At 70.2% G+C, this 25,370-nt stretch carries 25 protein-coding genes; 11 read left to right on the forward strand and 14 right to left on the reverse strand.

The window, feature by feature from the left end; translation table 11 throughout:
• Position 1 precedes the first annotated feature (1 nt).
• A complete protein-coding gene (locus EDF46_RS06005) occupies positions 2-2,113 on the forward strand; it encodes a fructose-specific PTS transporter subunit EIIC (RefSeq protein ID WP_123505386.1) in 2,112 nt (703 codons plus the stop codon).
• 149 nt (positions 2,114-2,262) lie between these two features.
• Here EDF46_RS06005 and EDF46_RS06010 read toward each other — a convergent pair whose 3' ends face one another.
• The 5 genes from EDF46_RS06010 to EDF46_RS06030 all read right to left on the reverse strand — a co-directional run bounded on the left by EDF46_RS06010 (position 2,263) and on the right by EDF46_RS06030 (position 7,926).
• Complete coding sequence (locus tag EDF46_RS06010; protein WP_123505387.1) at positions 2,263-3,405, reverse strand: cysteine desulfurase family protein; 1,143 nt, start codon at positions 3,403-3,405, stop codon at positions 2,263-2,265.
• Positions 3,406-3,415: 10 nt separating this feature from the next.
• Entirely contained in the window at positions 3,416-4,312 is an 897-nt protein-coding gene (gene nadC / locus EDF46_RS06015) for a carboxylating nicotinate-nucleotide diphosphorylase (RefSeq protein WP_123505388.1), read from the reverse strand.
• Entirely contained in the window at positions 4,302-5,849 is a 1,548-nt protein-coding gene (nadB, locus tag EDF46_RS06020) for an L-aspartate oxidase (RefSeq protein ID WP_123505389.1), read from the reverse strand. The genes nadC and nadB overlap by 11 nt, the downstream gene beginning before the upstream one ends.
• A gap of 1 nt (position 5,850) precedes the next feature.
• Entirely contained in the window at positions 5,851-7,161 is a 1,311-nt protein-coding gene (nadA, locus tag EDF46_RS06025) for a quinolinate synthase NadA (RefSeq protein ID WP_123505390.1), read from the reverse strand.
• 72 nt (positions 7,162-7,233) lie between these two features.
• A complete protein-coding gene (locus tag EDF46_RS06030; protein ID WP_123505892.1) occupies positions 7,234-7,926 on the reverse strand; it encodes an NUDIX domain-containing protein in 693 nt (230 codons plus the stop codon).
• A gap of 127 nt (positions 7,927-8,053) precedes the next feature.
• Between EDF46_RS06030 and EDF46_RS06035 the strand changes: the two genes are divergently transcribed.
• The 6 genes from EDF46_RS06035 (at position 8,054) to EDF46_RS06060 (ending at position 13,354) form a co-directional block, all read left to right on the forward strand.
• A complete protein-coding gene (locus EDF46_RS06035; protein WP_123505391.1) occupies positions 8,054-8,932 on the forward strand; it encodes an alpha/beta hydrolase fold domain-containing protein in 879 nt (292 codons plus the stop codon).
• A 42-nt stretch (positions 8,933-8,974) separates the two neighbouring features.
• Positions 8,975-9,832, forward strand: a complete 858-nt coding sequence (locus tag EDF46_RS06040; protein ID WP_123505392.1) for a shikimate dehydrogenase — start codon at positions 8,975-8,977, stop codon at positions 9,830-9,832.
• The gene (gene aroD, locus EDF46_RS06045) at positions 9,829-10,608 is read left to right on the forward strand and encodes a type I 3-dehydroquinate dehydratase (protein WP_148061155.1); all 780 of its coding nucleotides are present in this window, start codon (positions 9,829-9,831) and stop codon (positions 10,606-10,608) included. The genes EDF46_RS06040 and aroD overlap by 4 nt, the downstream gene beginning before the upstream one ends.
• A gap of 223 nt (positions 10,609-10,831) precedes the next feature.
• Positions 10,832-11,209 carry a metalloregulator ArsR/SmtB family transcription factor gene (locus tag EDF46_RS06050; RefSeq protein WP_199738221.1) on the forward strand — a complete coding sequence of 126 codons (378 nt, stop codon included), beginning with the start codon at positions 10,832-10,834 and terminating at the stop codon, positions 11,207-11,209.
• Complete coding sequence (locus tag EDF46_RS06055; RefSeq protein WP_123505393.1) at positions 11,209-12,117, forward strand: cation diffusion facilitator family transporter; 909 nt, start codon at positions 11,209-11,211, stop codon at positions 12,115-12,117. The genes EDF46_RS06050 and EDF46_RS06055 overlap by 1 nt, the downstream gene beginning before the upstream one ends.
• Positions 12,118-12,310: 193 nt before the next feature.
• The gene (locus tag EDF46_RS06060) at positions 12,311-13,354 is read left to right on the forward strand and encodes a glycyl-tRNA synthetase (protein WP_148061156.1); all 1,044 of its coding nucleotides are present in this window, start codon (positions 12,311-12,313) and stop codon (positions 13,352-13,354) included.
• Between the two features lie 80 nt (positions 13,355-13,434).
• On the opposite strand, the gene EDF46_RS06065 is transcribed toward EDF46_RS06060, so the two are convergent.
• Together EDF46_RS06065 and EDF46_RS06070 are read right to left on the reverse strand one after the other, a co-directional pair.
• Complete coding sequence (locus tag EDF46_RS06065) at positions 13,435-14,598, reverse strand: Gfo/Idh/MocA family protein (RefSeq protein ID WP_123505395.1); 1,164 nt, start codon at positions 14,596-14,598, stop codon at positions 13,435-13,437.
• Between the two features lie 217 nt (positions 14,599-14,815).
• Complete coding sequence (locus EDF46_RS06070; protein ID WP_123504556.1) at positions 14,816-15,439, reverse strand: superoxide dismutase; 624 nt, start codon at positions 15,437-15,439, stop codon at positions 14,816-14,818.
• 137 nt (positions 15,440-15,576) lie between these two features.
• On the opposite strand from EDF46_RS06070, the gene soxR reads away from it, so the two are divergent.
• From soxR to EDF46_RS06090, 4 genes are all read left to right on the forward strand, one after another.
• Entirely contained in the window at positions 15,577-16,026 is a 450-nt protein-coding gene (soxR, locus tag EDF46_RS06075) for a redox-sensitive transcriptional activator SoxR (RefSeq protein WP_123505396.1), read from the forward strand.
• Between the two features lie 17 nt (positions 16,027-16,043).
• Positions 16,044-16,502: an acyl-CoA thioesterase gene (locus EDF46_RS06080; RefSeq protein WP_123505397.1), complete on the forward strand. Its 459-nt coding sequence runs from the start codon at positions 16,044-16,046 to the stop codon at positions 16,500-16,502.
• Between the two features lie 65 nt (positions 16,503-16,567).
• A complete protein-coding gene (locus tag EDF46_RS06085; protein ID WP_123505398.1) occupies positions 16,568-16,939 on the forward strand; it encodes an antibiotic biosynthesis monooxygenase in 372 nt (123 codons plus the stop codon).
• A gap of 135 nt (positions 16,940-17,074) precedes the next feature.
• Positions 17,075-17,719, forward strand: a complete 645-nt coding sequence (locus tag EDF46_RS06090) for an MOSC domain-containing protein (protein WP_123505399.1) — start codon at positions 17,075-17,077, stop codon at positions 17,717-17,719.
• Positions 17,720-17,746: 27 nt separating this feature from the next.
• On the opposite strand, the gene EDF46_RS06095 is transcribed toward EDF46_RS06090, so the two are convergent.
• From EDF46_RS06095 to cysE, 7 genes are all read right to left on the reverse strand, one after another.
• Complete coding sequence (locus EDF46_RS06095; protein WP_158614169.1) at positions 17,747-19,312, reverse strand: glycosyltransferase family 39 protein; 1,566 nt, start codon at positions 19,310-19,312, stop codon at positions 17,747-17,749.
• A 440-nt stretch (positions 19,313-19,752) separates the two neighbouring features.
• Complete coding sequence (locus EDF46_RS06100; protein ID WP_123505401.1) at positions 19,753-20,331, reverse strand: alpha/beta hydrolase; 579 nt, start codon at positions 20,329-20,331, stop codon at positions 19,753-19,755.
• Between the two features lie 55 nt (positions 20,332-20,386).
• Complete coding sequence (locus tag EDF46_RS06105; RefSeq protein WP_123505402.1) at positions 20,387-21,727, reverse strand: LCP family protein; 1,341 nt, start codon at positions 21,725-21,727, stop codon at positions 20,387-20,389.
• A gap of 165 nt (positions 21,728-21,892) precedes the next feature.
• Positions 21,893-22,348: a Fe-S cluster assembly sulfur transfer protein SufU gene (gene sufU / locus EDF46_RS06110; protein WP_123505403.1), complete on the reverse strand. Its 456-nt coding sequence runs from the start codon at positions 22,346-22,348 to the stop codon at positions 21,893-21,895.
• Positions 22,348-23,634: a SufS family cysteine desulfurase gene (locus tag EDF46_RS06115; protein WP_123505895.1), complete on the reverse strand. Its 1,287-nt coding sequence runs from the start codon at positions 23,632-23,634 to the stop codon at positions 22,348-22,350. The genes sufU and EDF46_RS06115 overlap by 1 nt, the downstream gene beginning before the upstream one ends.
• Positions 23,634-24,782: an acyltransferase gene (locus tag EDF46_RS06120; RefSeq protein WP_123505404.1), complete on the reverse strand. Its 1,149-nt coding sequence runs from the start codon at positions 24,780-24,782 to the stop codon at positions 23,634-23,636. Before EDF46_RS06120 ends, EDF46_RS06115 begins: the two co-directional genes overlap by 1 nt.
• A gap of 56 nt (positions 24,783-24,838) precedes the next feature.
• Positions 24,839-25,369, reverse strand: coding sequence for a serine O-acetyltransferase (gene cysE / locus EDF46_RS06125; RefSeq protein WP_123505405.1), 531 nt, complete (start codon positions 25,367-25,369; stop codon positions 24,839-24,841).
• Position 25,370 lies beyond the last annotated feature (1 nt).

Here is a 25,370-nt window from a genome sequence, read left to right on the forward strand (position 1 = left end):
CATGTCCACCCTCATCAACACCGACCTCGTCGGCCTCGACGAAGACCTCGGAGGCACGTCGTCCGACGTGATCCGCGCTCTCGCCGCCCGTGTCGCCTCCGTCGGCCGCGCCGGCTCGGCGTCCTCCCTCGCCGATGACGCCATCGCCCGAGAAGCCTCCGTCGGCACCGGCGTGCCCGGCGGCATCGCCATCCCCCACGCCCGGTCGGCCTCCGTGACGGAGCCGACCCTCGCGATGACCCGTCTCGCCCGCCGCATGCCGTTCGGCGCACCGGACGGCGACGCCGACATCGTGTTCATGATCGCGGTGCCGGAAGGCGCCGACGGCGACCACATGACCGTGCTCTCGACGCTCGCCCGTGCACTCATCCGCGAGGACTTCACAGCGTCCCTTCGCGCTGCCGCGACCCCCGCCGACATCGTCGCGATCGTCGACGCCGAGGTCGGCGGCGAGGTCGACGCGGCCCGCGGCGTGACCGGGACGGCCGCTCCGGCCGCCGCGAGTGCTGGTGCCGGGGCTGCCGCGGGTGCTGGCGCCGGTGCCGCCAAGGGCGCGGCCCCCGCCATCAAGCTGGTCGGCGTCACCGCCTGCCCCACCGGCATCGCCCACACCTACATGGCCGCCGACGCCCTCGTCGCGGCCGCCGCCAAGCTCGGCGCCGAGCTGCAGATCGAGACGCAGGGCTCCGGCCAGGTCGTCCCGCTCGACCCCGCCGTCATCCGAGAGGCCGACGCCGTCATCTTCGCCGTCGACGTCGATGTGCGCGACCGCGCACGATTCGCAGGAAAGCCGCTCGTCCAGGGCCCCGTGAAGCGCGGTGTCGACGAGCCCGACGCGATGGTCCGCGAGGCGCTGGCAGCCGCGAAGAACCCGAGCGCGGCCCGCGTCTCAGGTTCTCTGGCCGAAGGCCCAGCCATGAGCCAGGGTCGCCGCGGCTTCGGCTCGGCGCTCAAGACGTGGCTCCTGACGGGCGTGTCGTACATGATCCCGTTCGTCGCCGGAGGCGGCCTGCTCATCGCGCTCGGCTTCCTGCTGGCGAAGTACGGCATCGCGCTCACGGCCGAGGGCCACACGGTCAACAACGCCGCCTACGCCCTCCAGAACTACACGCTCTGGAACCTCCCGCCGCAGGGCCTGGCCTACTACCTCGGCGCCGCGGCCTTCCAGATCGGCGGAGCATCGCTCGGATTCCTCGTGGCAGCCCTCGCCGGCTACATCGCCTACGCGATCGCCGACCGACCCGGCATCGCCCCCGGTTTCGTCGCCGGCGCGATCGCGGTGTTCATGAACGCCGGATTCCTCGGCGGCCTCGTCGGCGGTCTGCTCGCCGGTTTCGCGGCCTACTACATCGGCAAGCTCAACGTGCCCCGCTTCGTGCGCGGTCTCATGCCCGTCGTGATCATCCCGCTGTTCGCCTCGATCTTCGCCTCCGGTCTCCTGCTCCTCTTCCTGGGCGGACCGATCGCGGCCCTCACGAAAGCGCTCGGCGACTTCCTGAACGGCCTGTCCGGCTCGGGCGTCGTGGTGCTCGGGATCATCCTCGGCCTGATGATGTGCTTCGATCTCGGCGGCCCGGTCAACAAGGTGGCCTACGCGTTCGCTGTGGCCGGACTCTCGGCGGGCTCGGTCGCCAACCCCGCCCCGTGGGAGATCATGGCCGCCGTCATGGGAGCCGGCATGGTGCCGCCGCTCGCGATGGCGCTCGCCTCCACCGTGCTGTACCGCAAGGGCTTCACCCCGATCGAGCGCAACAACGGCGCGGCGGCGTGGCTTCTCGGAGCATCGTTCATCTCGGAGGGCGCGATCCCGTTCGCCGCTGCGGACCCGCTGCGCGTCATCCCCGCCAGCATGGTGGGCGGCGCGCTGACCGGAGCGATCTCGATGGCCGCGGGCGTGACCTCTCAGGCGCCTCACGGTGGCATCTTCGTGTTCTTCGCGATCGGCAACCTCCTCATGTGGATCGTCGCGATCCTCTCCGGAACCGTCGTGACGGCTGTCGTGTACGTGGTCCTGAAGCGCTTCGTCCGCCGCCGCCCGATCGACGCCTCGATCGCCGACGCCGAGCGCGCCGAGGCGGGGCTCGCGCCGGCCGGACAGCCGGTGGCTGCGTAGCGGCCCGGGCCCGGGCTGCGCGCTTAGGAAAACTGCACGGCCTCTGACGCCGGCGCGGGCCTCGACGGGAGGACCGCGCCGGCTTTCCTGTGCTGGCGGCGGCGGGCGCGCCTCGGGCGACCACCCTGCCGTGTTCCTGGGCGCAGGAACTAGCCCGCGATTTCGCGCACGGCGGCGACGGCTGCCTCGACGTCGGCGGCGACCGACCCGAGTTCCTGCGCTGTGAGCCCGCCGCCCCAGGTGAACCGGACCGACGTCTGCGCAAGATCGGCGTCCATGCCGAGCGCCGTGAGGACGTGCGAGGGCTCGTCGCTTCCGGCGGCGCAGGCGGAGCCGCTCGACGACACGACGCCGCGGCGCTCCAGCTCCAGCAGGACGGCCTCCCCGCTCGTCCCCGGGAAGACGAACGACGCGTTGGCGGGCAGCCGTGCCTCGGCGGGGCCGGTCAGGCGGGCGCCGGGTACGCGCGTCAGGACTTCTGCTACGAACGCGTCGCGGACGCCCGCGGCGGCATCCGCCCGAGCGCGTCTTTCCTGCTCTGCGATCCCGACGGCCACACCGAGCGCCACCGCGCCCGCTACGTTCTCAGTGCCGGAGCGCCGCCCGCGCTCCTGCCCGCCACCGTGGACGAGCGGCTCGAGCGGCACCCGGCCCGCGACGTAGAGCGCGCCGACGCCCTTGGGCGCCCCGAGCTTGTGTCCTGAGATCGACAGCGCCTGAACGCCGAGCACGTCGACGCGAGTGTCGAGCCAGCCTGCCGACTGGACGGCATCGGTGTGGAAGGGCACGCCGGCCTCGCGCGTCACGGCGGTCAGGTCGGCGATGGGCTGCACCGTCCCGATCTCGTTGTTGGCGTGAGCGATCGAGACGAGCGTCGTATCGCTTCTCAGGACTCGTGCCAGCGCCGCCGGGGTGACGAGCCCGTCGTCGGTCAGGTCGACGTACGACACCTGAAACCCGAGCAGCCGCTCCAGGAAGAGCACCGACTCGAGCACGGCCTCGTGCTCGATGCGGCTCGTCACGAGGTGCCTGCCACGGGGCGAACCGAGCGCGATCCCCTTGATCGCGAGATTGTCGGCCTCGGTGCCGCCCGCCGTGAAGACGACCTCCCCCGGGCGGCAGCCGAGCCAGTCCGCGATCTGAGCGCGGGCTGTCGCGAGTGCCCGAGCCGCCGACTCCCCGACCGTGTGGTGGCTTGACGGATTGCCGAAGTCGCTCGTCAGGAACGGCCACATGGCCTCGACGGCCTCGCGGCGGGCGGGCGAGGTCGCGGCGGCGTCGAGGTAGAGCACGGGTGTCCCGTCAGGCGTCAGCGCGGGCGAACCCGGCGGGCGTGCGTCCGGCAGGAACGTCGACGTCGATGTCGAGCCCGAGGTCGAGCGCGCGCACGCTGTGGGTCAGCGCGCCGACCGAGATGAGGTCGACCCCGGACGCCGCGATGGCGGCGACGGTGGTCAGGTCGACCCCGCCGCTCGCCTCCACGAGGGCTCGTCCGGCCACGAGCTCGACTCCTGAGACGAGGTCGGCTGACGAGAAGTTGTCGAGCATGATCGTGTCGATGCCCGCCGCGAGCACGGCCTCGATCTGGTCGATGCGGTCGACCTCGACCTCGACGTGGGTCGTGTGCGAGAGCTTCCCCTTCATGGCGAGGAGGGCCTCGGTGACAGTCAGCCCCGACGCGATCAGGACGGCCAGGTGGTTGTCCTTCACGAGCACGGCGTCCGACAGCGAGAAGCGGTGGTTGCGACCCCCACCCGCGACGACGGCGTCGCGCTCGAGGGCGCGGAGCCCCGGTGTCGTCTTGCGGGTGTCGACGATCTGGGCCCGGGTGCCCTCGGTGAGAGCGACGTACTGAGCTGTCAGAGTGGCGATGCCGGAGAGTCGCTGCGTCAGGTTGAGAGCGACTCGCTCGGCCCGGAGCAGAGAGCGGGCCGAGCCGCGAAGCACGGCGAGCGTCTGGCCCGCCACGAAGGCATCGCCGTCGGCGGCCTGGAGCTCGACCTCGGCGAGCGGGTCGACCTCGCTGAGAGTCGCGACGAGCACGCGCGTCCCGCTCAGGACGCCGGGCTCGCGAGCCACCACGGCCGCCGTCGCGGTCGCCGTCTCAGGAATGAGGGCATCGCTCGTGACATCGCCCCAGGGGGCGTCCTCTCGGAGCGCGGCGCGGACGACCTGCAGGATCGCGTCGTCAGTGAGCATGCTGGGGAACCTCTCGTGTCCACGTGATGGCGTGGGCGAACTCGTCGGATGGGAAGGGGAAGTCGGCCCGGTAGTGGGCGCCGCGCGACTCCTCGCGGGCGAGGGCTCCGGCCAGCACGAGGCGGGCCACGTCGAGCAGGTTCGTCGTCTCAGGATCATCGGTCGGCGCTGTGGCACCCGCGAGGGTCTCGGCGGCGGCGAGCATCGTCTCTCCTGACCGCTCGACGCCGGCAGCCGACCACATGAGGTGCTGAAGATCCGGGCGCAGGAACTCGCGCCCGCCCCCGCCTTCCGCACCGGTCGGGGCGGGCCCGGGTGCCTCCACCTCGCGTTCCTGCGTCGTCGGAATCTCGTCGGCCACGATGGCCTCGATCGCGCGCCAGCCGAAGACCGCGGCCTCGAGCAGCGAGTTCGAGGCGAGTCGGTTGGCCCCGTGAACGCCGGTCGAGGCCACCTCGCCGACCGCGTAGAGGCCGGGGAGCGACGTACGCCCGCCGAGATCGGTCGAGATGCCGCCCATGAAGTAGTGCGCGGCGGGCGTGACCGGGATCGGCTCGGCGGCCCAGTCGAGTCCGGCGGCGCGCGTCGCCCGCGTGATGGTCGGGAAGCGCTTCTCGAGCGTCTCGCGGCCGAGAGCGGTGGCGTCCAGGTGGACGGGGAGTCCTGCCTGCAGGGCCATCTGCCGGGCGATGCCGCGCGCCACGACGTCGCGCGGGGCGAGCTCGGCGCGACGATCCACGCCGGTCATGAAGCGTCGGCCGGCGGCGTCGAGGAGCACGGCGCCCTCGCCTCGGACGGCTTCCGAGATCAGGAAGCTGCCCGGCACAGCCAGCGCCGTGGGATGGAACTGGTAGAACTCGAGGTCGTCGACGCGCGCACCGGCACGCCAGGCGGCTGCCAGGCCGTCGGCCGTCGCGCCCGCCGGGTTCGTCGTGAACTCGAAGAGCTGCCCGGCGCCACCCGTGGCGAGCACGACCGCGTCGGCGCGAATCTCCAGCGGCTCCGTGCCCTCGCCGACACGAGCCATGAGCCCGGCGACGCGAGGTTCTCCGTCGGCGGTGATCAGGAGGTCCGTGACGAATGCGTGCTCGACGACCTCTACCCGCGATGCCGCAAGCCGCGCGATCAGGGCCAGGACGATCGCCCTGCCGGTCGCGTCGCCGCCGGCGTGGAGGACGCGCGCGCGGCTGTGCGCCGCCTCGAGACCCCGGGAGAATCCTGATTCGTCGCCGTCGAAGCGAACGCCCCAGCGGACCAGGTCGGCGATTCGAAGGGGACCGTCGCCGCACAGAGCCTCGACGGCGGCGAGCACCGACAGTCCGGCACCGGCGGCCAGGGTGTCCTCGACGTGCAGCTCGACGGTGTCGTCATCGAAGACTGCCGCGGCGATTCCTCCCTGCGCATAGCGGGAGTTGCTCTCGTCGAGCGCGCCCTTGGTCAGGAGCGTGACGCTGTGGCCCAGTGCGTCGGCGTGGAGTGCCGCCGTGAGACCGCCGAGCCCCGACCCGACGACGACGATGTTCCTGAGTTCGGCCATGTCAGACCGAGACCGTGTGGTTCGGCTTGGCGGCGAGCATCCGCTCCAGCGCGACGCGGGCGGGCTCGGCGACGTCGTCAGAGACCTGAATTCGGTTGAGCACCTCGGCGGGCCGGTCGGCCGTGCCGATCAGCGCCTCGAGTGCCCAGGCGATGTAGCCGGGGTGGATTCGGTACATCGTCGAGCACGGGCAGACGACCGAGTCGAGGCAGAAGATCGTGTGCTGCGGGTACTGCTGTGCCAGACGCTGGACCAGATTGATCTCGGTGCCGATCGCGAAGGTCGAACCGGCGGGAGCCGCCTCGATGGCCTTCACGATGAAGTCGGTCGAACCGTACGAGTCGGCGGCGTCGACGACGAGCATCGGGCACTCGGGGTGCACGATGACCTGCACGTCGGGGTGCTCGGCGCGGGCCTGCTCGATCTGGGCGACGGTGAAGCGCTTGTGCACAGAGCAGAAGCCGTTCCAGAGGATTACCTTCGCGTCGTCGAGTTCCTGAGATGTCGACCCGCCGAGCGGTTTGCGAGGGTTCCACAGGGGCATGCTCTCGAGCGGGATGCCCATGGCCTTGGCAGTGTTGCGGCCGAGGTGCTGGTCGGGGAAGAACAGCACGCGGCGGCCCCGGGCGAAAGCCCATTCGAGAACGGTCTCGGCGTTCGACGAGGTGCAGACGATCCCGCCGTGACGGCCGCAGAAGCCCTTGAGGTCGGCGGCCGAGTTCATGTAGGTGACCGGGATGACCGGAACTCGTCCTGATTCGTCGACGGCCGTCATGTCGCCGTAGATGCCCTCGAGCTGCTCCCAGGCCGCCTCGACGCTGTCGATGTCGGCCATGTCGGCCATCGAGCAACCAGCCGCGAGGTTCGGCAGGATGACCGCCTGCTCGGGCGTCGAGAGGAGGTCGGCGGTCTCCGCCATGAAGTGCACGCCGCAGAAGACGATCGCCTCGGCATTGGGCGACGCCTTGGCCTTCACCGCGAGCTGAAACGAGTCGCCCACGTAGTCGGCGTACTGCACGACCTCGTCGCGCTGATAGAAGTGGCCGAGCATCAGGACGCGGTCGCCGAGGATCTCCTTCGCCGCGAGGATGCGGCGGTGCAGCTCGTCGGCCGACGCCTCGCGGTACTCGGCCGGTATCTCGCCCTGGAGCGGCGAGCGCGCCGGGATCGCGTCGAACATCGACGAGCCGGGGCCGTACGAGGGCACACCCGTGTCGAACGCCCACGGCGCCTCGCGGAGGTCGGTGGTGCAGACGGCGCCGGGGGCCTCACCGTTGGTGATGCGGCGGATCGTGGTGTCGACGGAGGTCATGGTGCGGCTTTCTTCGATAGTCGGATGACTGGGGTGTGCGCTGCGTCAGGAAGGAGGTCCGGCGCTCGGGTCTCAGGTGCGCCCGAGCGGATTGGGGTCGACGAGGTCGACTGCGTGGTTGTAGCGATAGAGGCGCGGGGGCCGGTGCGGGGTGCCGGTCAGGAACTCCCCCGTCGGCACGACGGAGTCGCTCGACTCGACCATGCGGCGGAAGTTGGCCGGGTCGAGCTCGCGTCCGAGCACCGCCTCGTGCACCTCGCGCAGGCCGGCGAGCGTGAAGGTGTCGCCGATGAAGGCGTGGGCGATCCGGCTGTACTCCATCTTCGTGCGGAGCCGCCAGAGGGCGTAGTCGACGATCGTCCGGTGGTCGAAGGCGAGTTCAGGAAGGTCGTCCGCGTCGAACCAGCACACGTTCGGGTCGCTCTGCACGAGCGCCGTGGTCGCATCGTCGGCCGCGTTGGCCCGAGACACGAGTGCCCAGTACACGATCGACACCACGCGCTCGGCCAGAGACCGGCCTCGCGCGCCGAACGCGTAGAGCTGCTCTAGATAGGTCGGCGACAGCGCCGTCGTCGTCACGAGGTGGCGACGGGCCGCGTCGGCCAGGTCCTCGTCGGCCGCGAGCGGGCCACCCGGCAGGGCCCAACGACCGCGGTAGGGCTCCCGGATCCGGCGCACCAGCGGGATATGCAGAGCCATGCGCCCCGTCGAGTCGGACGGCATCAGCGAGAAGACCACCGTCGAGACCGCGAGCGCAGGAGACATGCTCGCCAGCGTGGAATCGCTCACATTGTCACCCCTTGCCGGCCCTCGCAGTTAATGTCTACCTGACTCTAACCCTTAAAGTCACCACGACCCACTACTTTCTCCCGATCTGGCTAGGCTCGGGCCCATGTCGGTTCTCCTGAGCGCCACCCGCCGCCTTCTCGTCCTGCGGGGGCGGAGCACGGCCGACGCCGAGACGCTCCGCCGCGCGATCGACAACCGCGGCACCGCCGCCCCGATCCCCGCAGGCCTCCGCAAGGTCGCGTCCGTGACCGAGGAGCTCGTCGCCGGCCACCGGCTCGTCACGCTCACTCCCCTGTCGAACCCGTCGGGAGCGCACCTCGTCTACACGCACGGCGGCTGCTACGTCTTCCCCCTCGTCGGGCCGCACTGGGGCATCCTGGCCGGGCTCATCGCCCGCACCGGCGTGAGCGTGAGCGTCCCCCTCTACGGGCTCGCGCCGGAGTTCACCGCGGTCGACGCCTATCCGTTCCTGAACGAGGTTGCCGAGCGGGCACGCGACGTTCACGGCGACCGCGTCTTCCTCGGCGGCGACTCCGCGGGTGCCGGCCTGGCGCTCGGCCAGGCCATGGCCCAACGCGACGCCGGACTCCCTCCGGCGCGCGGCGTCGTCCTGATCTCCCCCTGGGTCGACGTGACCATGTCGAATCCCCGGGTGCAGGAACTCGCCCCGCTCGACCACATGCTCGCCCCCGCCGGGCTGATGGAGGCCGGCCGACTCTGGGCTGGGGGCCTCGACCTGCGCGACCCGCGCGTCAGCCCCCTCTACGGCGACCTCTCAGGACTTCCGCCCGTGCACACCTACCAGGGCGACCGCGACGTGTTCCTCGCCGACGCAGAGCTCCTGACTCGCGGCATCCGCGACGCCGGTGGCGAGGCCGAGCTGAGGATCACGCGCGGCGGCTTCCACGACTTTCCGGGCGCACCGTGGCTCCCGGAGGCACGGCTCGCCCTGGATCGGATCGCCGACGTCCTGAGGTCGTGACCCGACCCCTGACTTCGGCGACCCGCTCAGTAGGGTTGTCGCATGCGTCTCGCCGTCCTCGGCTCCCCCATCGAGCACTCCCTCTCGCCCACCCTGCAGTCGACGGCGTACCGCCTCCTCGGGCTCGACCACGAGTACGGACGGCGCGAGGTGGCGTCGGGCGAGCTCCCTGACCTCCTGAACTCGCTCGACGACTCCTGGCTGGGTCTCAGCCTGACCATGCCGCTCAAGCGCGAGGTCGTCGCGATGCTCAACTCGGCGTCGCCACTGGTCCGACAGCTGGGTGTCGCGAACACGGTCGTCTTCTCAGGCACGGGGGCGGGCCGCACGATGGCCGGGCACAACACCGACGTCGACGGCATCACGCGCGCGATCTCGGAGGCGCACGAGGGGCGGCACGAGCGCGTGGCGATCCTCGGCGGAGGTGCGACGGCCGTCTCGGCGCTGACAGCGGCCCACGAGCTCGGGGCGCGCTCGGTGTCGGCGTTCCTGCGCGATCCCTCCAAGGCGCAGGAACTCGAGGCGGTCGCCTCGGCCCTCGACATCGCGTTCGCCGTCGACTCGCTGTCGAGCGCTCCCGCGAGCGGGCCCCACGATTTCGTCATCAGCACTCTCCCCGGCGGGGTTCCGCTTCCGGAGATGACGCCGTCGTCGCCCGATGCCGTCCTGCTCGACGTCGCCTACGACCCCTGGCCGAGCCCCCTCGCCTCGGCCTGGCGGGCCTCGGGCGCCACCGCCGTCAGCGGGCTCGACATGCTCGTGGAACAGGCGATCGGGCAGATCCGTCTCTTCACGGGACGGGCTCAGGACGAACCCCTCGATGGCGAGACGGGAATCAGGCAGGCCATGCGGGAGTCCGTAGGGCTTGCACCATCGGCCGCCGGTAGCCTCGACTTGTGACCGAGACCTTCCGCCCCGCGTCCCTCCGAGGCTTGATGCTGGGCGCCGGCGCACCCAAGATCATCGTCCCGATCGTCGGCGCGAGCCTCGACGCGGTGCGCACGACCGTGGGCGGGCTCGCCCGCGACGACTACGACCTCGTCGAGCTGCGCGTCGACCACTTCGACGACGTCGAGCACCACACGGAGGTGCTCGAGCTCCTCGAGACGCTGCGCGAAGAGCTGCCTGACGACGTCCCGGTGCTGTTCACGTTCCGCTCGAAGCCAGAGGGCGGGGCACGCGACATCGATGCCCGCGACTACGAGTCGCTCCTCCGTCTCGCAATCCACTCCGGACTCGTCGACGCGGTCGACGTCGAGATGTTCACCGAGCTCGGATCGCTCGAGCGCCTGGTCAACGGCGCTCACGAGGCCGGAGTCGCCGTGATCATGTCGTCGCACGACTTCGAGCGCACGCCGCCGGTCGCGCAGATCGTCGCGCGGCTCACGCTCCAGCAGGATCTCGGAGCGGACGTGGTCAAGGTCGCCGTCATGCCCAATTCTCCTGGCGACGTCCTGACCCTGCTGCAGGCGACCGCGGAGTTCACCTCGACCAGAGCCGTGCGCCCGGCGATCACCATGTCGATGGGGCCGCTCGGTGTCGTCAGCCGCCTCGCCGGCGAGACCTTCGGATCGTGCGCGACGTTCGGTTCGGCCGGCACCGCGAGCGCGCCCGGCCAGGTCGACGCGCATGAGCTGCGCGGCGTGCTCCAGCTGGTCCACGCGGCGCAGGGCTGACCTGCGGCCGCGCTCGCGCGGAGGTGCGGTGCGGTTGCGGTGCGGTGCGCTTGCGGTGCGGTGCGATGCGGTGCGGCCTCGCTGCGGCGGCGGTGCGCGCAACTCAGGCGATCTGCTCCCGCAACCGCGTTGATCCGCGCGCTGCCGACCCTAACGCGCCCGTTTTCCTGAATAAGGGCGCAATTCCATTGCCCGCAGGCGATCACCGTGCAACTATCTACGCATGCTCGAAGATTCGCAGGTGATCCCCGACGAAGCGGCCGCACTCGACGACGACATCACGGACGACACCTTCGTGGAGGTCGCGGTCGAGGTGTTCGCGATGCTCGCCGATGCGACACGGGTGCGGCTCGTCCTCGCGCTCGACTCAGGAGAGCTGTCGGTCAACGCCCTCGCCGAGCGGGTGGGCAAGTCGCCCACCGCGGTCTCGCAGCACCTCGCGAAACTCAGGATGGCGCGCATGGTCTCGACCCGTCAGAACGGCAACCGCGTGTTCTACCGGCTCGTCGACACGCACGTCTCGAAGCTGGTCCAGGACGCCATCCATCAGGCCGAGCACACGGTGGGCGCCCCGATCCGGCACCACCACGGGGAGGGCTGATGTCGCACGACCACGGGGCGGCGACGTCGTCCCGCACCCGCTTGTCGATCGCCCTGGCGATCACGTCGGTCATCCTGATCGCCGAGGTCGTCGGAGCCGTCACCACCGACAGCCTCGCGCTGCTCGTCGACGCCGGCCACATGCTGACCGACGTCGCGGGGCTCACCGCGGCGCTCGTCGCCGCGGGGCTCATGTCCCGTCCGGCGACATCGGCCCGCACCTGGGGCTATCGCCGCGCCGAGGTACTCGCCGCGCTGGGCCAGGCCGCCGTGCTGCTGGCCGTCGGCATCTACGCGCTGGTCGAGGGCGTGCAGCGACTGCTCGCCCCGCCCGAGGTGCCGTCGTCGTCGCTTCTGATCTTCGGGATCATCGGCCTCGTCGGCAACGTCGCCTCTCTCGCCGTCCTGTCGTCGTCCCGTGGCGAGAACCTGAATCTGCGCGCGGCCTTCCTGGAGGTCCTGAACGACGCCCTCGGCTCGGTCGCCGTCATCGCCGCTGCCATCCTGATCTCGCTAACCGGCTGGACCCGCGCCGACGTGATCGCCGGCATGCTCATCGCCGTCCTGATCATCCCCCGCACCGTCGGTCTCCTCCGCGAGACCACGGGCGTCCTGCTCGAGTCGACACCGCGTGGTCTCGACCTCGAAGCCGTCCGCACGCACATGCTCGAGCTGCCGCATGTCCGCGGCGTCCACGACCTCCACGCGTCGCAGATCGCGACGGGCCTGCCCATCCTGAGCGCGCACGTCGTCGTCGAGCAGGGCTGCTTCGAAGACGGGCACGCGCCCCGAATCCTCGACGACCTCCAATCGTGCGTGCTGGAGCACTTCAGCGTCCAGATCGAGCACTCCACCTTCCAGCTCGAGCCGGTCGCGCACCAGGCGCACGAGCACGTCGACCACGCCTAGGCGGGCGGCGCGTACTCAGGCGATCTGAGCAAGCCAGGGCGCAGGAACTCGGGTCCCGCGCCCCGCCGGCGACAACCCTCCTGAGCAGCCCCCGGACCGCCGGGGTTATCCCCACCTTCGCCGCCCGGAGAAGTTATCCACAGATCCGCCGACGATGCTCCACGGCGCCGTCACGGTCGCGAACCTTGTCGGCATGAACCAGAGCACACTCCAGTCCGTCCACCAGTACGTCCTCGACAACGGCGGCGCCCTCCCTCGGCGCGACCTCCCGTTCAGCAGTCGCACATTGACCCGGGCCGTCCGCAGCGGCGCCGTCCGGCGGGCCCGGCGAGGCTGGTACACGACCTTCACCGAGGCCGATCCGAGATTCGTCGCTTTGCGAGTCGGCGGTCGTCTGACCGGCATCGCTGCTCTCGTCCTGCTCGGCGCCTGGACCTGGCAGACCGACATCCCGTTGGCGGTGTCCGTCCCGCGCAACGCCGCGCGACTCCGACGGGCGCCGGGCGTCCGCGTCGTCCACGACCGTCAGCACGTCGTCGACCGGGGCGACCACACGGTCGTCGATGCGAGGGACGCCCTTCGGCGGGCCCTCCTCGACTCGTCGTTCGAGGCCGCCGTCGCCCTGTGGGACTGGGCCCGGCGCTCATCGCTCTACAGCGTCGACGATCTGCGGGAGGTGCTCGACAGCCTTCCCGCCGACGCCCGCGGGGTGGCCACCTGGTCGGACGCCGAGTCGCAGAGCGTCCTGGAGTCCGTCGCGAGGGTCCGGTACATCGCCGATGGCCACCACGTCGAGGCGCAGGTGGCGGTGAGCACGGGTCAGTCGATCGATCTGGTGGTGGACGGCGTCGTCGCTGTCGAGCTGGACGGCCGCGAGTTCCACCAGTCGACGTTCGAAGCCGACCGGACGAAGGACCTCGCGATCGCCATCGACGGCAAGATGCCGCTGCGCATGAGCTCGACGATGGTTCGCCACGCATGGGACCAGATCCGGCTGGCGACGACGCGAGCCGTCCAGCGGCACCTCGGCGACTCCACGGCAGCCATCGGCGTGCGACCGCTCCGACGGGTCCGGCCTCGCGGTCGGCGGCCCTGGCGGTGCCGCGTCAGCCCCGCGGCGATGGATGAGGCTCACCTCGCGGCGCCCCGGGGGAGGCTCACCTCGTCCGAGGTCCGAGCCCAGCGGGATGCCGACGCCATGAGCTCCCTCGCGCGGGCCGGCCGGGCTTGCTCGTGAGCCTGGAACTGATGAGGTCTCCGGCTTGCGACGTAGACCACCTGCTCCGCGACCAGAACGAGCTCACGCCAGACGACAGCTCACGAGGCCCGACTTCCGGCGAACGCGGAGACACCATCGGGAATCGGGATCCAGGACGACGACGACGCGCTCTCGAGCACCGCATCGATGATGCGGGCGGCGCGAGCGCCATCGGCGAAAGTCGGGAGCCCCTCAGGGGCCCCGCCCCGCACAGCCGTGTAGGTGTCGGCGAGGAAGGCCGCGAAGGCGTCAGGATATCCCTGCGGGTGGCCCGAAGGCACGAGGTTGAGCCGCGCCTGATCGGCGGAGACGTCACCCGAGGCCCTGTGCAGGATCGTCGACGACGCCTCCCCGCCGATCCAGACGCTGTCGGGGTTCTCCTGGTCGAAGACCGCAGAGCCGGCCGATCCGTCGACCTCGACCCAGAGGCGGTTCTTGCGGCCGGCGCTGACCTGCGAGATCACGGTGTTGGCGGTGCGGCCCGACGCTGTGCGGAAGGTGGCGATGGCGGTGTCCTCTGTCGTGACCTCCCGGATCGGCGCAGAGCCGTCCGACGCGCCCCCGAAGGACAGCCCAGAAGGTTCAGGACGCATCGGGTACACGATCGACGTCGTCGCCGATACCTCGGTGAAGCGCTCACCCGAGATGAACTCGGCCAGGTCGCACCAGTGCGAGCCGATGTCGGCGAAGGCGCGGGACCGACCGCCGGCCTCCGCGTCGACCCGCCACGAGGACGACTGCGGATCGAGCAGCCAGTCCTGCAGGTACGAGCCATGGACGAGGAGGACGTCGCCGAACTCTCCGGCGATGCGCCGAGAGCGGAGCTCGCGGACGAGGGGGTGGTAGCGGTACGCGAAGGGAACGGTGGCGACGACCCCGGATGCGAGTGCGGCAGCCTCGAGTTCCTGCGCCTGATCGGCCGTCATCGCGAGCGGCTTCTCGCACACGACGGCGACACCGGCGCGGATGGCCTGCATGGCGTAGTCGAAGTGGGTGCCGTTCGGGGTGCAGATCTGAATCACGTCGGGCGAGTCGGCCAGGAGGTCGTCGAAGGCCGCGTATGCCCTGGGAACGCCCCACTGCGATGCGAACTCGGTGGAGCGGGACGGCGACGAGCCGAGGACTCCGATGACCTCGGCACCCGCGTCTCGGGCGGCTCGCCGGTGGACTGCGCCGATCATGCCGGTACCGATGATGGCGACACGCAGCGGTGTGGGAGCCATGAGTGATCCTTCGAGGTTCGGAGACGGTCTGCTCTGATCTAACCGGGACTTCTGCCGACTGTCAATCAAAAGTCCGGCTTGCTACGCCAGAAGTCGGACGGGAGAGAGGCCATCGAGGCCGAGGCCGTCGAGGCCGAGGCCGTCGAGGCCGAGGCCGTCGAGGGCCCACGCACAAGCGCCCGCCACCGTGAGGTGACGGGCGCTAAGGGACGAACGACTAGAGGACGATGAGGCCGTCGGTCTTGGTCGTGGCGGCCGTGTAGCGGTCTTGGACGTTCTGCCAGGAGACGATGTTCCAGAACGCCTTGATGTAGTCGGCGCGGACGTTCTTGTAGTCGAGGTAGTAGGCGTGCTCCCAGACGTCGAGCATCAGCAGGGGCACGAGGCCGAAGGGCACGTTGCCCTGCTGGTCGAAGAGCTGGAAGATGCTGAGCTTCTGGCCCACGATGTCGTAGGCGAGGACGGCCCAGCCGGAGCCCTGGACGCCGAGGCCGACGGCGGTGAAGTGCGCGACGAACTGGTCGAACGAGCCGAACTGGTCGTCGATGACGGACGCGAGGTCGCCGGTGGGCTTGTCGCCGCCGTCCGGGGACATGTTGGTCCAGAAGATGGAGTGGTTGACGTGGCCGCCGAGGTTGAACGCCAGGTCTTTCTCGAGCTTGTTGACGTTCGCGAGGTTGCCGCTCTCGCGGGCTTCGGCGAGGGCCGCGTTGGCGGTGTTCGCGCCGGCGACGTAGGTCGCGTGGTGCTTGGAGTGGTGCAGCTCCATGATCTGGCCCGAGATGCTCGGCGCGAGGGCCGAGTAGTCGTACGCAAGGTCGGGAAGAGTGTATTCGGCCACTGTTGTCGCTTTCTCTTGGGTGTGCCGCCGGATTGGGCGGTGCATTCCGCGGTGATTCGGAGTCGTTTCCAGCCTAGGATCTCAAGTGCACTTGAGGTCAAGCTCCCACTCAGGTGAGAACTCGGTTTGGACGACACATGACGAAGACCGCAGGAGACGCCCTCTCCATCGGGGAGCTCGCAAAGCGCTCCGGCGCCACTGTGGCGACGATCCGCTTCTACGAGTCGAAGGGCCTCGTCCAGTCAACTCGCACGGTCGGCGGAACGCGCATGTTCCCGCGCCACGCCCTTCGACGCGTCTCGATGGTGCGGCTCGGAGTCCGGTTCGGCATCCCGCTCGCCGACATCGCGGCGATGTTCGACTCGCTCCCGGTTGATCGCGCGCCATCCCGCGCCGACTGGCAGCGCATCTCGAACGCCTGGAACACCCATGTCGAGGAGCGCCTCGCCACGCTCACCCGGATGCGCGACCAGCTCACGGACTGCATCGGCTGCGGTTGCCTGTCGCTCGGAACCTGCTCCCTCCTGAATCCTGAGGACGAGCTCGCGGGCGACGGGGCAGGCCCCCAACGAGTCCTGCCCTCCTGATTCGCTACGATCGATGCATGTCAGAACATGAGGGCGACCCCGCAGGAACTCGAGTTCCCGCGTCCGATCCCGACTCCATCAACTTCCGCACGCGCAAGTGGGTCCGTCCTGAAGACCTGAATGCCAACGGGTCGCTGTTCGGCGGGTCCCTGCTCCGCTGGATCGACGAGGAGGCCGCGATCTACGCCATCCTCCAGCTCGGCAACGGCTTCGTCGTCACGAAGTACATCTCCGAGATCAACTTCGTGTCGAGCGCAGTCCAGGGCGACCTGATCGAGATGGGCCTGCGCGCGACGCACTTCGGCCGGACGTCGCTCACCATGCGCGCGGAGGTGAGGAACATGGTCACGCGCCAGAGCATCCTGACGATCGACAAGATCGTCTTCGTGAACCTCGGACCGGAGGGCCTGCCCCTCCCCCACGGCTACACCGACATCACCTACGACCGCGACCGGATCCCGGGGTCCATGGCCTGAAGCGCGCACCAAGACGTGCTCGCTAGGCTGACGCCGTCCTCCCGAAATCGATCCGAAGAGAGCCCATGTCAGTCGTCAAGATCAACGCCATCCACGTGCCCGAGGGCCACGGAGCCGAGCTCGAGAAGCGCTTCGCCGCTCGCAAGCACTCGGTCGACGGCGCCGCCGGCTTCGAGGGCTTCCAGCTGCTCCGCCCGATCAAGGGCGAAGACCGCTACTTCGTGGTGACGACGTGGGCCGACGAGGCCAGCTTCCAGGACTGGGCCGAGAACGGCGCCAAGGCGGCTCACGGCCACGGCGGCTCGGCCCCGCACGGCGACGGACACGCCGACAGCGCCGGACACGGCGCCCAGGCTGCGGCGGCCGACGGAGCCACCGCGCCCACGCCTGTCGCCACGGGCGCCGACCTCCTCGAGTTCGAGGTCGTCGAGCTCTAGCCCGGAAGGGGCGAGCCGGAGCGGCGGTGGCGGGTGCGGAGACGGACGCCGGGCGCGGCTGCGGTGCGGCTCGGCGGCGGTTCCGCAGTTCCTGCGCCCCTGGTCGTCTCGTCGACCGGATGGCACCATGGAGGCATGCCCGCCATCACCGCCGTCTGCCGTGTCGCCCGCCTGCGTCCTGACTCGGGGAACGTCGGCGTCACCGCCATCGACAAGACTCCCCTCGACGAGCCCGTCGCCGTGAGGAAGCTCGGCGTCTACGGCGACGTCCAGGCCGATCGCACGCACCATGGCGGGGCCGACAAGGCGGTCTATGCCTTCTCGGACGAGGATGCCGCCCACTTTGCAGGATTGCTCGGGCGCGAGATCGCCCCCGGCCTGTTCGGCGAGAACCTCAGGACCACCGGGGTCGACGTGGGCGGGGCCGTCATCGGCGAGCGCTGGCGGATCGGCGACGCGCTCGTGCTCGAGGTGACGATGCCCCGAACGCCCTGCGCCACCTTTGCCCGCCGCATGAAGGAGCCGCGCTGGGTGAAGCGATTCACCGCCGAGAACAGGACGGGCGCGTACCTCCGCGTCGTCTCCTCAGGTTCGGTGTCCGCAGGCGACCCCGTGATCGTCACCGACCGGCCGTCGCACGGCATCACCATCGCCGAGTGCTTCGCGGGCCTGAGCCCGGATCGGGCGCGACTCCTGGTCGACGCAGCCGACGGCGGCTCGTTCGTCGCTCAGCCGGTGCTCGACGTCGCGGTGAAGGCTCTCCGGCGCGTCTCTGCCTGAGTCGGGCTCCACCCGCACCGCCTCCGGCTACTTCGTCAGCTCGAGGATCGTCGCGTTGTGCGCCGTGTGCGTCGAGGCGATTGCGTAGCCGGCGTCCTGCAGCGATTTCAGGCCGTAGTCGTCGTCGCCGTACTCGACGAGCCAGACGGTCGTGACGCCGTCGAAGCGGTCGTGTCTCAGAGCCTCATCGACCGTGTAGACGGAGTCGTGCCAAGAGTTCGTGTCGGCGTACGGCGTCTCGAGAGTGACGTCTCGGAGGCCCCGGTAGCCGGCCGGATAGAGGTACATCGAGAGCCGGACCAGGCGTGACGGCCGCGTGGACTCGTCGAACACGACGGCATCGCCGGCGCGCGCGCTGGTGCCGACGACCTCGCTGATGGACTGCCATCCCGTGTTGTTCTTCGCGTACGGCGTGCGGGAGGCGGCGTAGATCGGCGCTGCGACACCCAAGACCAGCGCCACGCCGGTTATGGTCGCGACGAGAGTACGGCGCGGTCGGGTGCGGCCGATCAGTCCTGCGATCCGGACGAGTCCGATGGCCATCAGAAGACCCGCCGCGGGCGCGGAGTACGAGAGGTAGCGAGGAGTGAAGTCGGCCACCACGAGGTTGCCGGCCATCAGGATGAGGAGAGGGCCGACAAACCAGGCCATGCCCAGCCAGGTGAGGCTGATCGGCCGGGGGCGGCCCACTTGGGCCGCGCCCAGGTCGACTCGGCGGTCGCGGACGAGGTCGACGACGAAGAACGCGACCGCCGTCACGATCAGAACCCAGGCGATCACCGCGAACCACCACTCGCCGAACCAGGTCGTGACGAGGATCGAGTGCGGCGTCACCGTCTCGCGGCGCGCGAGGAACCCGACCTGATCGTGCTGCCCGAGGCCGAAGACGATGACAGGAGCCGCCGCGATCACCGCGCCGGCTGTCGCAAGCGCCCACCGTCTCAGGATGTCGCGCGGCACCCGGGCCTGGAGCAGGACAAGCGCGTGAACGACGACGAAGAGCCCGAAGTACAGGAATGTGTAGACACCCGCCGCGAAGAGCAGGCCGTAGCCCAGCCACCATCGCTTCGAGGTGACACCGCGGCCGACCAGCCGCACCAGCAGGAAGAGCGACCAGGCGGCGATGGCGGCACTGAAGGCGTAGGCGCGCGTCTCGTCGCTGAACGCGATCGTTCGCGGCACGACGGCGAAGAGCAGAGCCGCGGTGACAGCGAGCCGACGGGAGCGGAGCTCGCGGACCAGGAAGTACAGCCCGACGGCGGCGAGGCCCGTCGCGATCGCGGCAGGCATCCTGACGGAGAACGGCGAGGCGCCGAACACCTCGATCCAGAAGTGCAGGCCGAGGTAGTACGTCCCGTGGACGGCGTCGACGTGGCCCAGCATCCGGAAGAGGCTCGGGAGCGGCCGCTCGGCCGAGAGAACGCTCGCCGCCTCGTCACCCCAGAACGACGGCACCCACGACCACGCGGAGGCCAGGGCCCAGGCGAACAGCCCGAGTGCCCAGCCGAGGCGGAGGTCGCCGCGGCGGTGCGCGACCCGCCCTGAGCGGAGCGGCGCGGGAGACAGGCGCGCGATGGCGGGGGAAGAACTCACCCGTCCAGAAAACAGGATGCGTCCCAAGACAATCCTAAGAATGGGCAAACACCACCTGGGAATCGTCAGAAGAGCCGACATCCTTCAGTCGCGGTCAGGTGCCGTCGAGCGCGATTCGCGCCGGAGGAGCGCCGCACGCCGAAGTCGGGACGCGCAGGGGCTCAGGACGCACGACCCTGCTCGAGCCCACCCGCGTCGTCGGCGCCGTCACGCCTTGCTACGGCGACTTCGCCCGAGTGTCCGAGCCGTCCTCAGGCAGCCGACTCAGGCGTTGTGCTCTAGCAAGCGTCGCGATCCTCGGGGATGCGGCGCGCGGCGAGCAGATCGCCTGAGTTGCGGGCGGGTGCGCGCGACTCGCACGGCGCACGGCGCACGGCGCACGGCGCACGGCGCACGGCGCACGGCGCACGGCGCACGGCGCAGGGCGCAGGGCGCAGGATCTACGCGAACCCGTCCGTCAGCACCGGCGCCCCGGCGCGCTGCCGCTCCACGAACAGCACGATCGCCGCGGCCACCGACCGTCGAGACTCCCCGCCGAGCACGTCGTGCCCGCCGCCGTGGACGACGCGCACGACGCCGAACGGCAGCTGGGTCGCCCAACTGGCCGCGTCGGCGATGTCGGTCACGGCGTCGCGATCGCCGTGGAAGACCAGCGTCGGCTGGCGGACGGAGCGGGCGGCCGGCAGGGCGATGCCGTCCGGGAGCTCGACGCCCCGCGACGACGCGGTCACGACGTTCGCCAGCACGAGGGCCTCGATGCCGATGGGACGCGACGCGGCGAGGCCCGCTGCGAGGGTCGCACCGACTCCGGAGCCCACCAGCACGCGCGGCAGGTCGTTGGCCGTGTCGTCGAAGGCCCGGACGACCGCGGCCCGCGCGGACTCGATATCGGGCGTGACGTCGGGAAGCGTCTCGACCCGGAACCCGGCGAGCGCCAGGGCGTCGACGACATGCCCGAGATCGCCGCCCGGGTCGCCGCCGCCGAGGACGACGACGGTTCCGCGGGTCGATGAAGTCACCTGACGATCATCCGACGCCCGGGGGTGGGCCCGCGCAACGTGACGAAACGTGACGCTAGTACTGCCCCTTCTTGGAGCAGGTCTTCTGCGCGGCGGTCTGCCCCGTGACCGACGGCGGCAGAGTGACCGACGCGGAGGGAGCCGTGGTCTTCGCGGGTGTGGAGGCCGGTGGCGTCGTGGCTGGCGAGGTCGATCCGGCAGACGCGGGTGTCGACGGAGGCGAGGTGGCCCCCGCCGACGGCGTGCTCGACGGGTCGGTCTCGGCGGCGTCTCCGGTCGTGCCCGTCAGGACGATCGGCCGGTCGGCGATCAGCGCCTGATTCAGCTGCCCGGCCGCGTACGCGTTCGGCACGACGCGGTTGCTGTCGTCGGGGTCCTCCCCGACCGGGTACTGCACGAAGACCATGTTCGACAAGCCCACCGTCTGCACGGCCTGGACGATTCCGATGAGCGTCTTCACGTTGAGCGTGTCGGAGAGGAGCATGTTCTTCGAGGCCGCCGAGGCGATCGCGAACAGCTTGAACGGGTTCGCGTACGTCGAGGAGCTCGTGAGCTGGCGAGCCAGCGACGACATGAACACCTGCTGGTTGCTGATGCGGCCGAGGTCGCTTCCGTCTCCCACTCCGTGGCGACTGCGCAGGAACGACAGGGCCTCGTCGCCGACCACGGTCTGCTCGCCTGCTTTGAGGTCGAGCGGCGGATCGACGTTGTCGTCCTGAATCGGCGTCGCGAGGCAGACGGTGACGCCTCCGATCGCGGTGGAAATCGCGCTGGTGCCGGCGAAAGTGACGCTCGCCGCATAGGGGATGTCGAGCCCGGTCAGCTGCTCGATCGTCAGGACGGCGCAGGCGAGACCGTGCCGGTCGTCGCCGCCGCGGCTGAGGGCCGTGTTCAGCATGGCCTTGCTGGTCGTGTACGAGTAGCCGCCTGAGGCTGTCGGGCAGGACGGGATCGGGATCATCAGGTCACGGGGGAAGCTCACGACGGAGATGCTCGAGTGGTCCTTCGAGATGTGCAGCAGGATGTTGACGTCGTTGTTGCCGGCGCCCGTACTGGCGTCCTGATTCGCGGAGTCGGAGTAGTCCTGGCCCTGTCCGGTCCGGGTGTCGGTGCCGATGAGAAGCATGTTGACCTCGCCGACGGTCTGCCCGGCCGGCGCCTCGGGCAGAGGCTCGGCCGTATGCCCGGGGAGGTGGGGGATGTGGACGGGCGGCGCAGCGGTCGTCACGACATCATGGGCCGCGTAGGCGACGACGCAGGCGGACGAGACGAGCCCCACGGCGACCACGACGGCGACCAGGCGCAGCAGCGACGCGACGGGATGCGGCCGCCTGAGCTGACCGTGCTTGACCTGTGCGACCTTGCCGCCCTGTGCGACCTTGCTCTCCTGCGCCATCCCGCTCCCTGCGTCGGCCGACGTCTCAGCAGCTCGCCGGGCGCATGACATCGCCTGGCGGCCGCCGTCGCCGGTGATTCCACAGGCTAAGCGACGGGTGGGAGTTTTCTGCGGAAGGACGCCCGCCGACCGGGCGTGTCCGCCGGTGCAGACCGTTGTGACGGGCTAGCGAACCTTGGCGACGAGCTGAGTCGAGCACGCCTCGGCGGCGACCCACGAGAGCATCGCGCACTTCACCCGCATGACGAACTTCGAGACGCCCTGGAACGCGACCGCGTCGCCGAGAAGGTCTTCGTCGGGTTCGCCCGCGCCCTTCGATCGCATCATGCCCCGGAACGCCTCGGTGCGCTCGGCCAGCTCAGCGAGGGTGAGGCCGGGCGCGATGTCGGCGAGGACCGATGCCGACGCCATGGAGATGGAGCAGCCGTCGCCCTGCCACGCGAGTTCGCGGATGGTGTCGGTGCCGGGCTCCATCACGACCCGGACGGTGATCTCGTCACCGCACGTGGGGTTGCGCTCATAGTGCTCCGCGTCGGCACCCGGCAGCTCGCGATCGCCGGTCCGTGCCTTGGCGTGGTCGAGGATCACCTGCTGATAGAGGCCTGCGAGTGCGTCGGACATCACTCGGCTCCGAAGTAGGCGCGGACCTCGGAGACGCCCTGCACCAGGCGGTCGATCTCGTCGTCGGTCGAGTAGAGGTAGGTCGAGGCGCGCGTAGTCGCTGTCAGCCCGAGCCGGCGATGCAGCGGCTGCGCGCAGTGGTGGCCTACGCGCACCGCGATCCCCTGCGCGTCGAGGAACTGCCCGACGTCATGGGCGTGGACACCGGCCACGTCGAAGCTCGCCAGACCGGCACGCGCGACGCCCGAAGCGGGGCCGACGACGCGGACACCGGGCAGGGCACCGAGCTCGTCGACCAGACGCTGGCCGAGGCGCGCCTCGTGCTCGTCGATGGCTTCGAGCCCGACGCGCTCCAGGTAGCGGACCGCCTCGGCGAGTGCGATGGACTGGGACACCGGCTGCGTGCCGGCCTCGAACCGCGCGGGTGATGGCAGAAAGCTCGACGACTCCATGGTCACGGTCGTGATCATCGAGCCGCCGGTGCGGAACGGCGGCAGGGCGTCGAGCAGCTCCTCACGCCCCCAGAGCACGCCTATGCCGGTCGGGCCGAGCATCTTGTGCGCCGAGAAGGCGGCGAAGTCGACGCCGAGGCCGACCAGGTCGAGCGCGCGATGCGGAGCCGACTGGCAGGCGTCGAGCACGACGAGGGCACCCACGCCGTGCGCGAGCTCGGCGAGCTCGGCGACGGGAGCGACGTGTCCGGTGACATTCGAGACGTGCGCGAAGGCGAAGACCCGGGTGCGATCGGTCAGGGCCGCAGCCGCGTCGTCGATCGACCAGGTGCCGTCGTCGTGCACGGGCACGTAGCGGAACGTCGCGCCGGTGCGAGCTGCGAGTTCCTGCCAAGGGACGAGGTTGGCGTGATGCTCGGCCTCGGTGACGAGGATCTCGTCGCCGGGAGCCAGGACGAAGCGGCTCGCCTCAGGTCCGCCGCGACCCAGAGTCGCGTTGCCCATGCCGTAGGCGACGAGGTTGAGCGCGTCGGTGGCGTTCGACGTCCAGACGATCTCATCGCTCGACCGGGCGCCGACGAAGCGAGCGACAGTCTCGCGAGCCTCTTCGTACGCCTCGGTCGCCAAGGCGGCCAGGGTATGAGCGCCGCGGTGGACTGCGGCGTTCGTCGTCTCGAGGAACCGCCTCTCGACATCCAGCACCGCCGACGGCCGTTGCGCGGTCGCGCCCGAGTCGAGGTACGCGAGCGGTTCGCCATTGACCTCCGGCTGAAGGCCGGGGAAGTCGGCGCGGTAGCGACTGAGCGAGCCGACGGAAGACGAGGAGGTGCTGATCACACCTTCAACGATTGCATACTCGGCTGAGTCGGGCGAGGGTTCTCCACAGGCCGCGACCACGAGGCCGGCTCGAACCGCTTCTTGACCTTCAGGAAGGGGCGCTCGATCGCGAAGTGGCTTCCGACGGCCACGGCGCACGACGCTCCCAGCAACAGGAACTTGCCACCCAGTCCGTGCACGTACGGCTCGAGCAGCGCCAGGACGATCATGTGCCACAGGTACAGCGAGTACGAGACGTTGCGGCCGAACCAGGCCATGGGACGCCAGGAGAGGAGTGCTCCGACGGGCGTCGTGCGCGACCCCTGGCTGACCCCGGCGACGAGGAGGGTCGTCGCCAGACCGGCGGCCGGCAGAGTGAGGGCGAATGTTCCTGCGTCCTGTTTCCAGTCGTCGGGCATCAGGAAGAGGACTGCCAGGATGCCGGCGAACCCGAGGCTCGACGAGATCATCGACATGCGGCCGGAGAAGAAGGTGCGGACCCGCTCGTGAGTGAGGGCGAGCGCCAGCACGCAGCCCATCATCAGCGGGGCGAGGTTCGAGACCGGGCTGAAGTAGATGTCGGGAGTGGCGATGCCGGACGGGGCGTCGTAGAACACCGCGGCGAGGGTGCACGACACGACGACGGCGCCGGCGCCGATCCAGGCGACGGTGCGGCGGCGGATGCCCCGCGACAGCATCAGGAGCAGGATCGGCGGCCATACGAGGTAGAACTGCTCCTCCATCGCGAGGCTCCAGCCGGGGGCGAAGACGCCCTGCGACACGTGGCCGAAGGCGCGCATGAAGTTGCCCGTGTAGGTGAGCGCGATGAGGGCGCCGCTGGCGGCACCCACGTCGGAGTAGCCGTAGTCGCCGACCAGGAACCAGAGCGAGACACCGACGACGACTACGACGAGAAGAGTCGGATACAGGCGCAGGATGCGGCGCACCCAGAAGCGGCCCAGGTTGATGGTCGCCGACTTGCGGTGCTCGTCGAGCAGAAGCGACGTGATCAGGAAACCCGAGAGCACGAAGAAGACGTTGACGCCGACGAAGCCGCCGGAGAACCCGGGCACGTGCAGGTGGTAGAGCACCACTGCGAGGATCGCGAGGGTGCGGAGTCCGTCGAGCGGAAGGATTCGGGCGGGACTTCGGGTGGAGGGCGCCATTAGGACAGTGAACTCCCTGGTCGTAAGTGCTTGCTGAGTCCGTCCCCCGACCGGGCTCAGTCGAGGGGCTTCGCCGGGACGCCGCCGACGGTCGCCCCCGGAGCCACATCGGCCGTCACGACGGCCCCGGCGCCGACGCGTGCGCCCGAGCCGACCGTGACCGGCCCGAGGATCGCGGCCCCCGCTCCGATCATGACGCCATCGCCGACGGTCGGGTGCCGACGGGCTGACCCGGAGATGCCCCGACCACCGAGAGTGACCCCGTGGTACATCAGCACGTCATCGCCGATGACAGCCGTCTCGCCGATCACGACGCCCATGCCGTGGTCGATGAAGAGGCGGTCGCCGATCGACGCGCCCGGATGGATCTCGATGCCGGTGAGCCAACGTGCCGTCTGCGACCCCAGTCGGGCAGCGAAGCGGGCACCCGGGAAGGGGCGCTCGCGCCACAGTCTCGACGTCAACCGGTAGGCCCAGACGGCGTGCAGCCCCGAGTAGACGATGACGATCTCGGCCGTGCCGCGCGCCGCAGGGTCGCCGCGCCGGACGGCACGGACGTCGTCGCGCAGGCGCGCGATCAGCCGCACC

The organism is Frondihabitans sp. PhB188, assembly GCF_003752365.1.
Lineage (GTDB): Bacteria > Actinomycetota > Actinomycetes > Actinomycetales > Microbacteriaceae > Frondihabitans.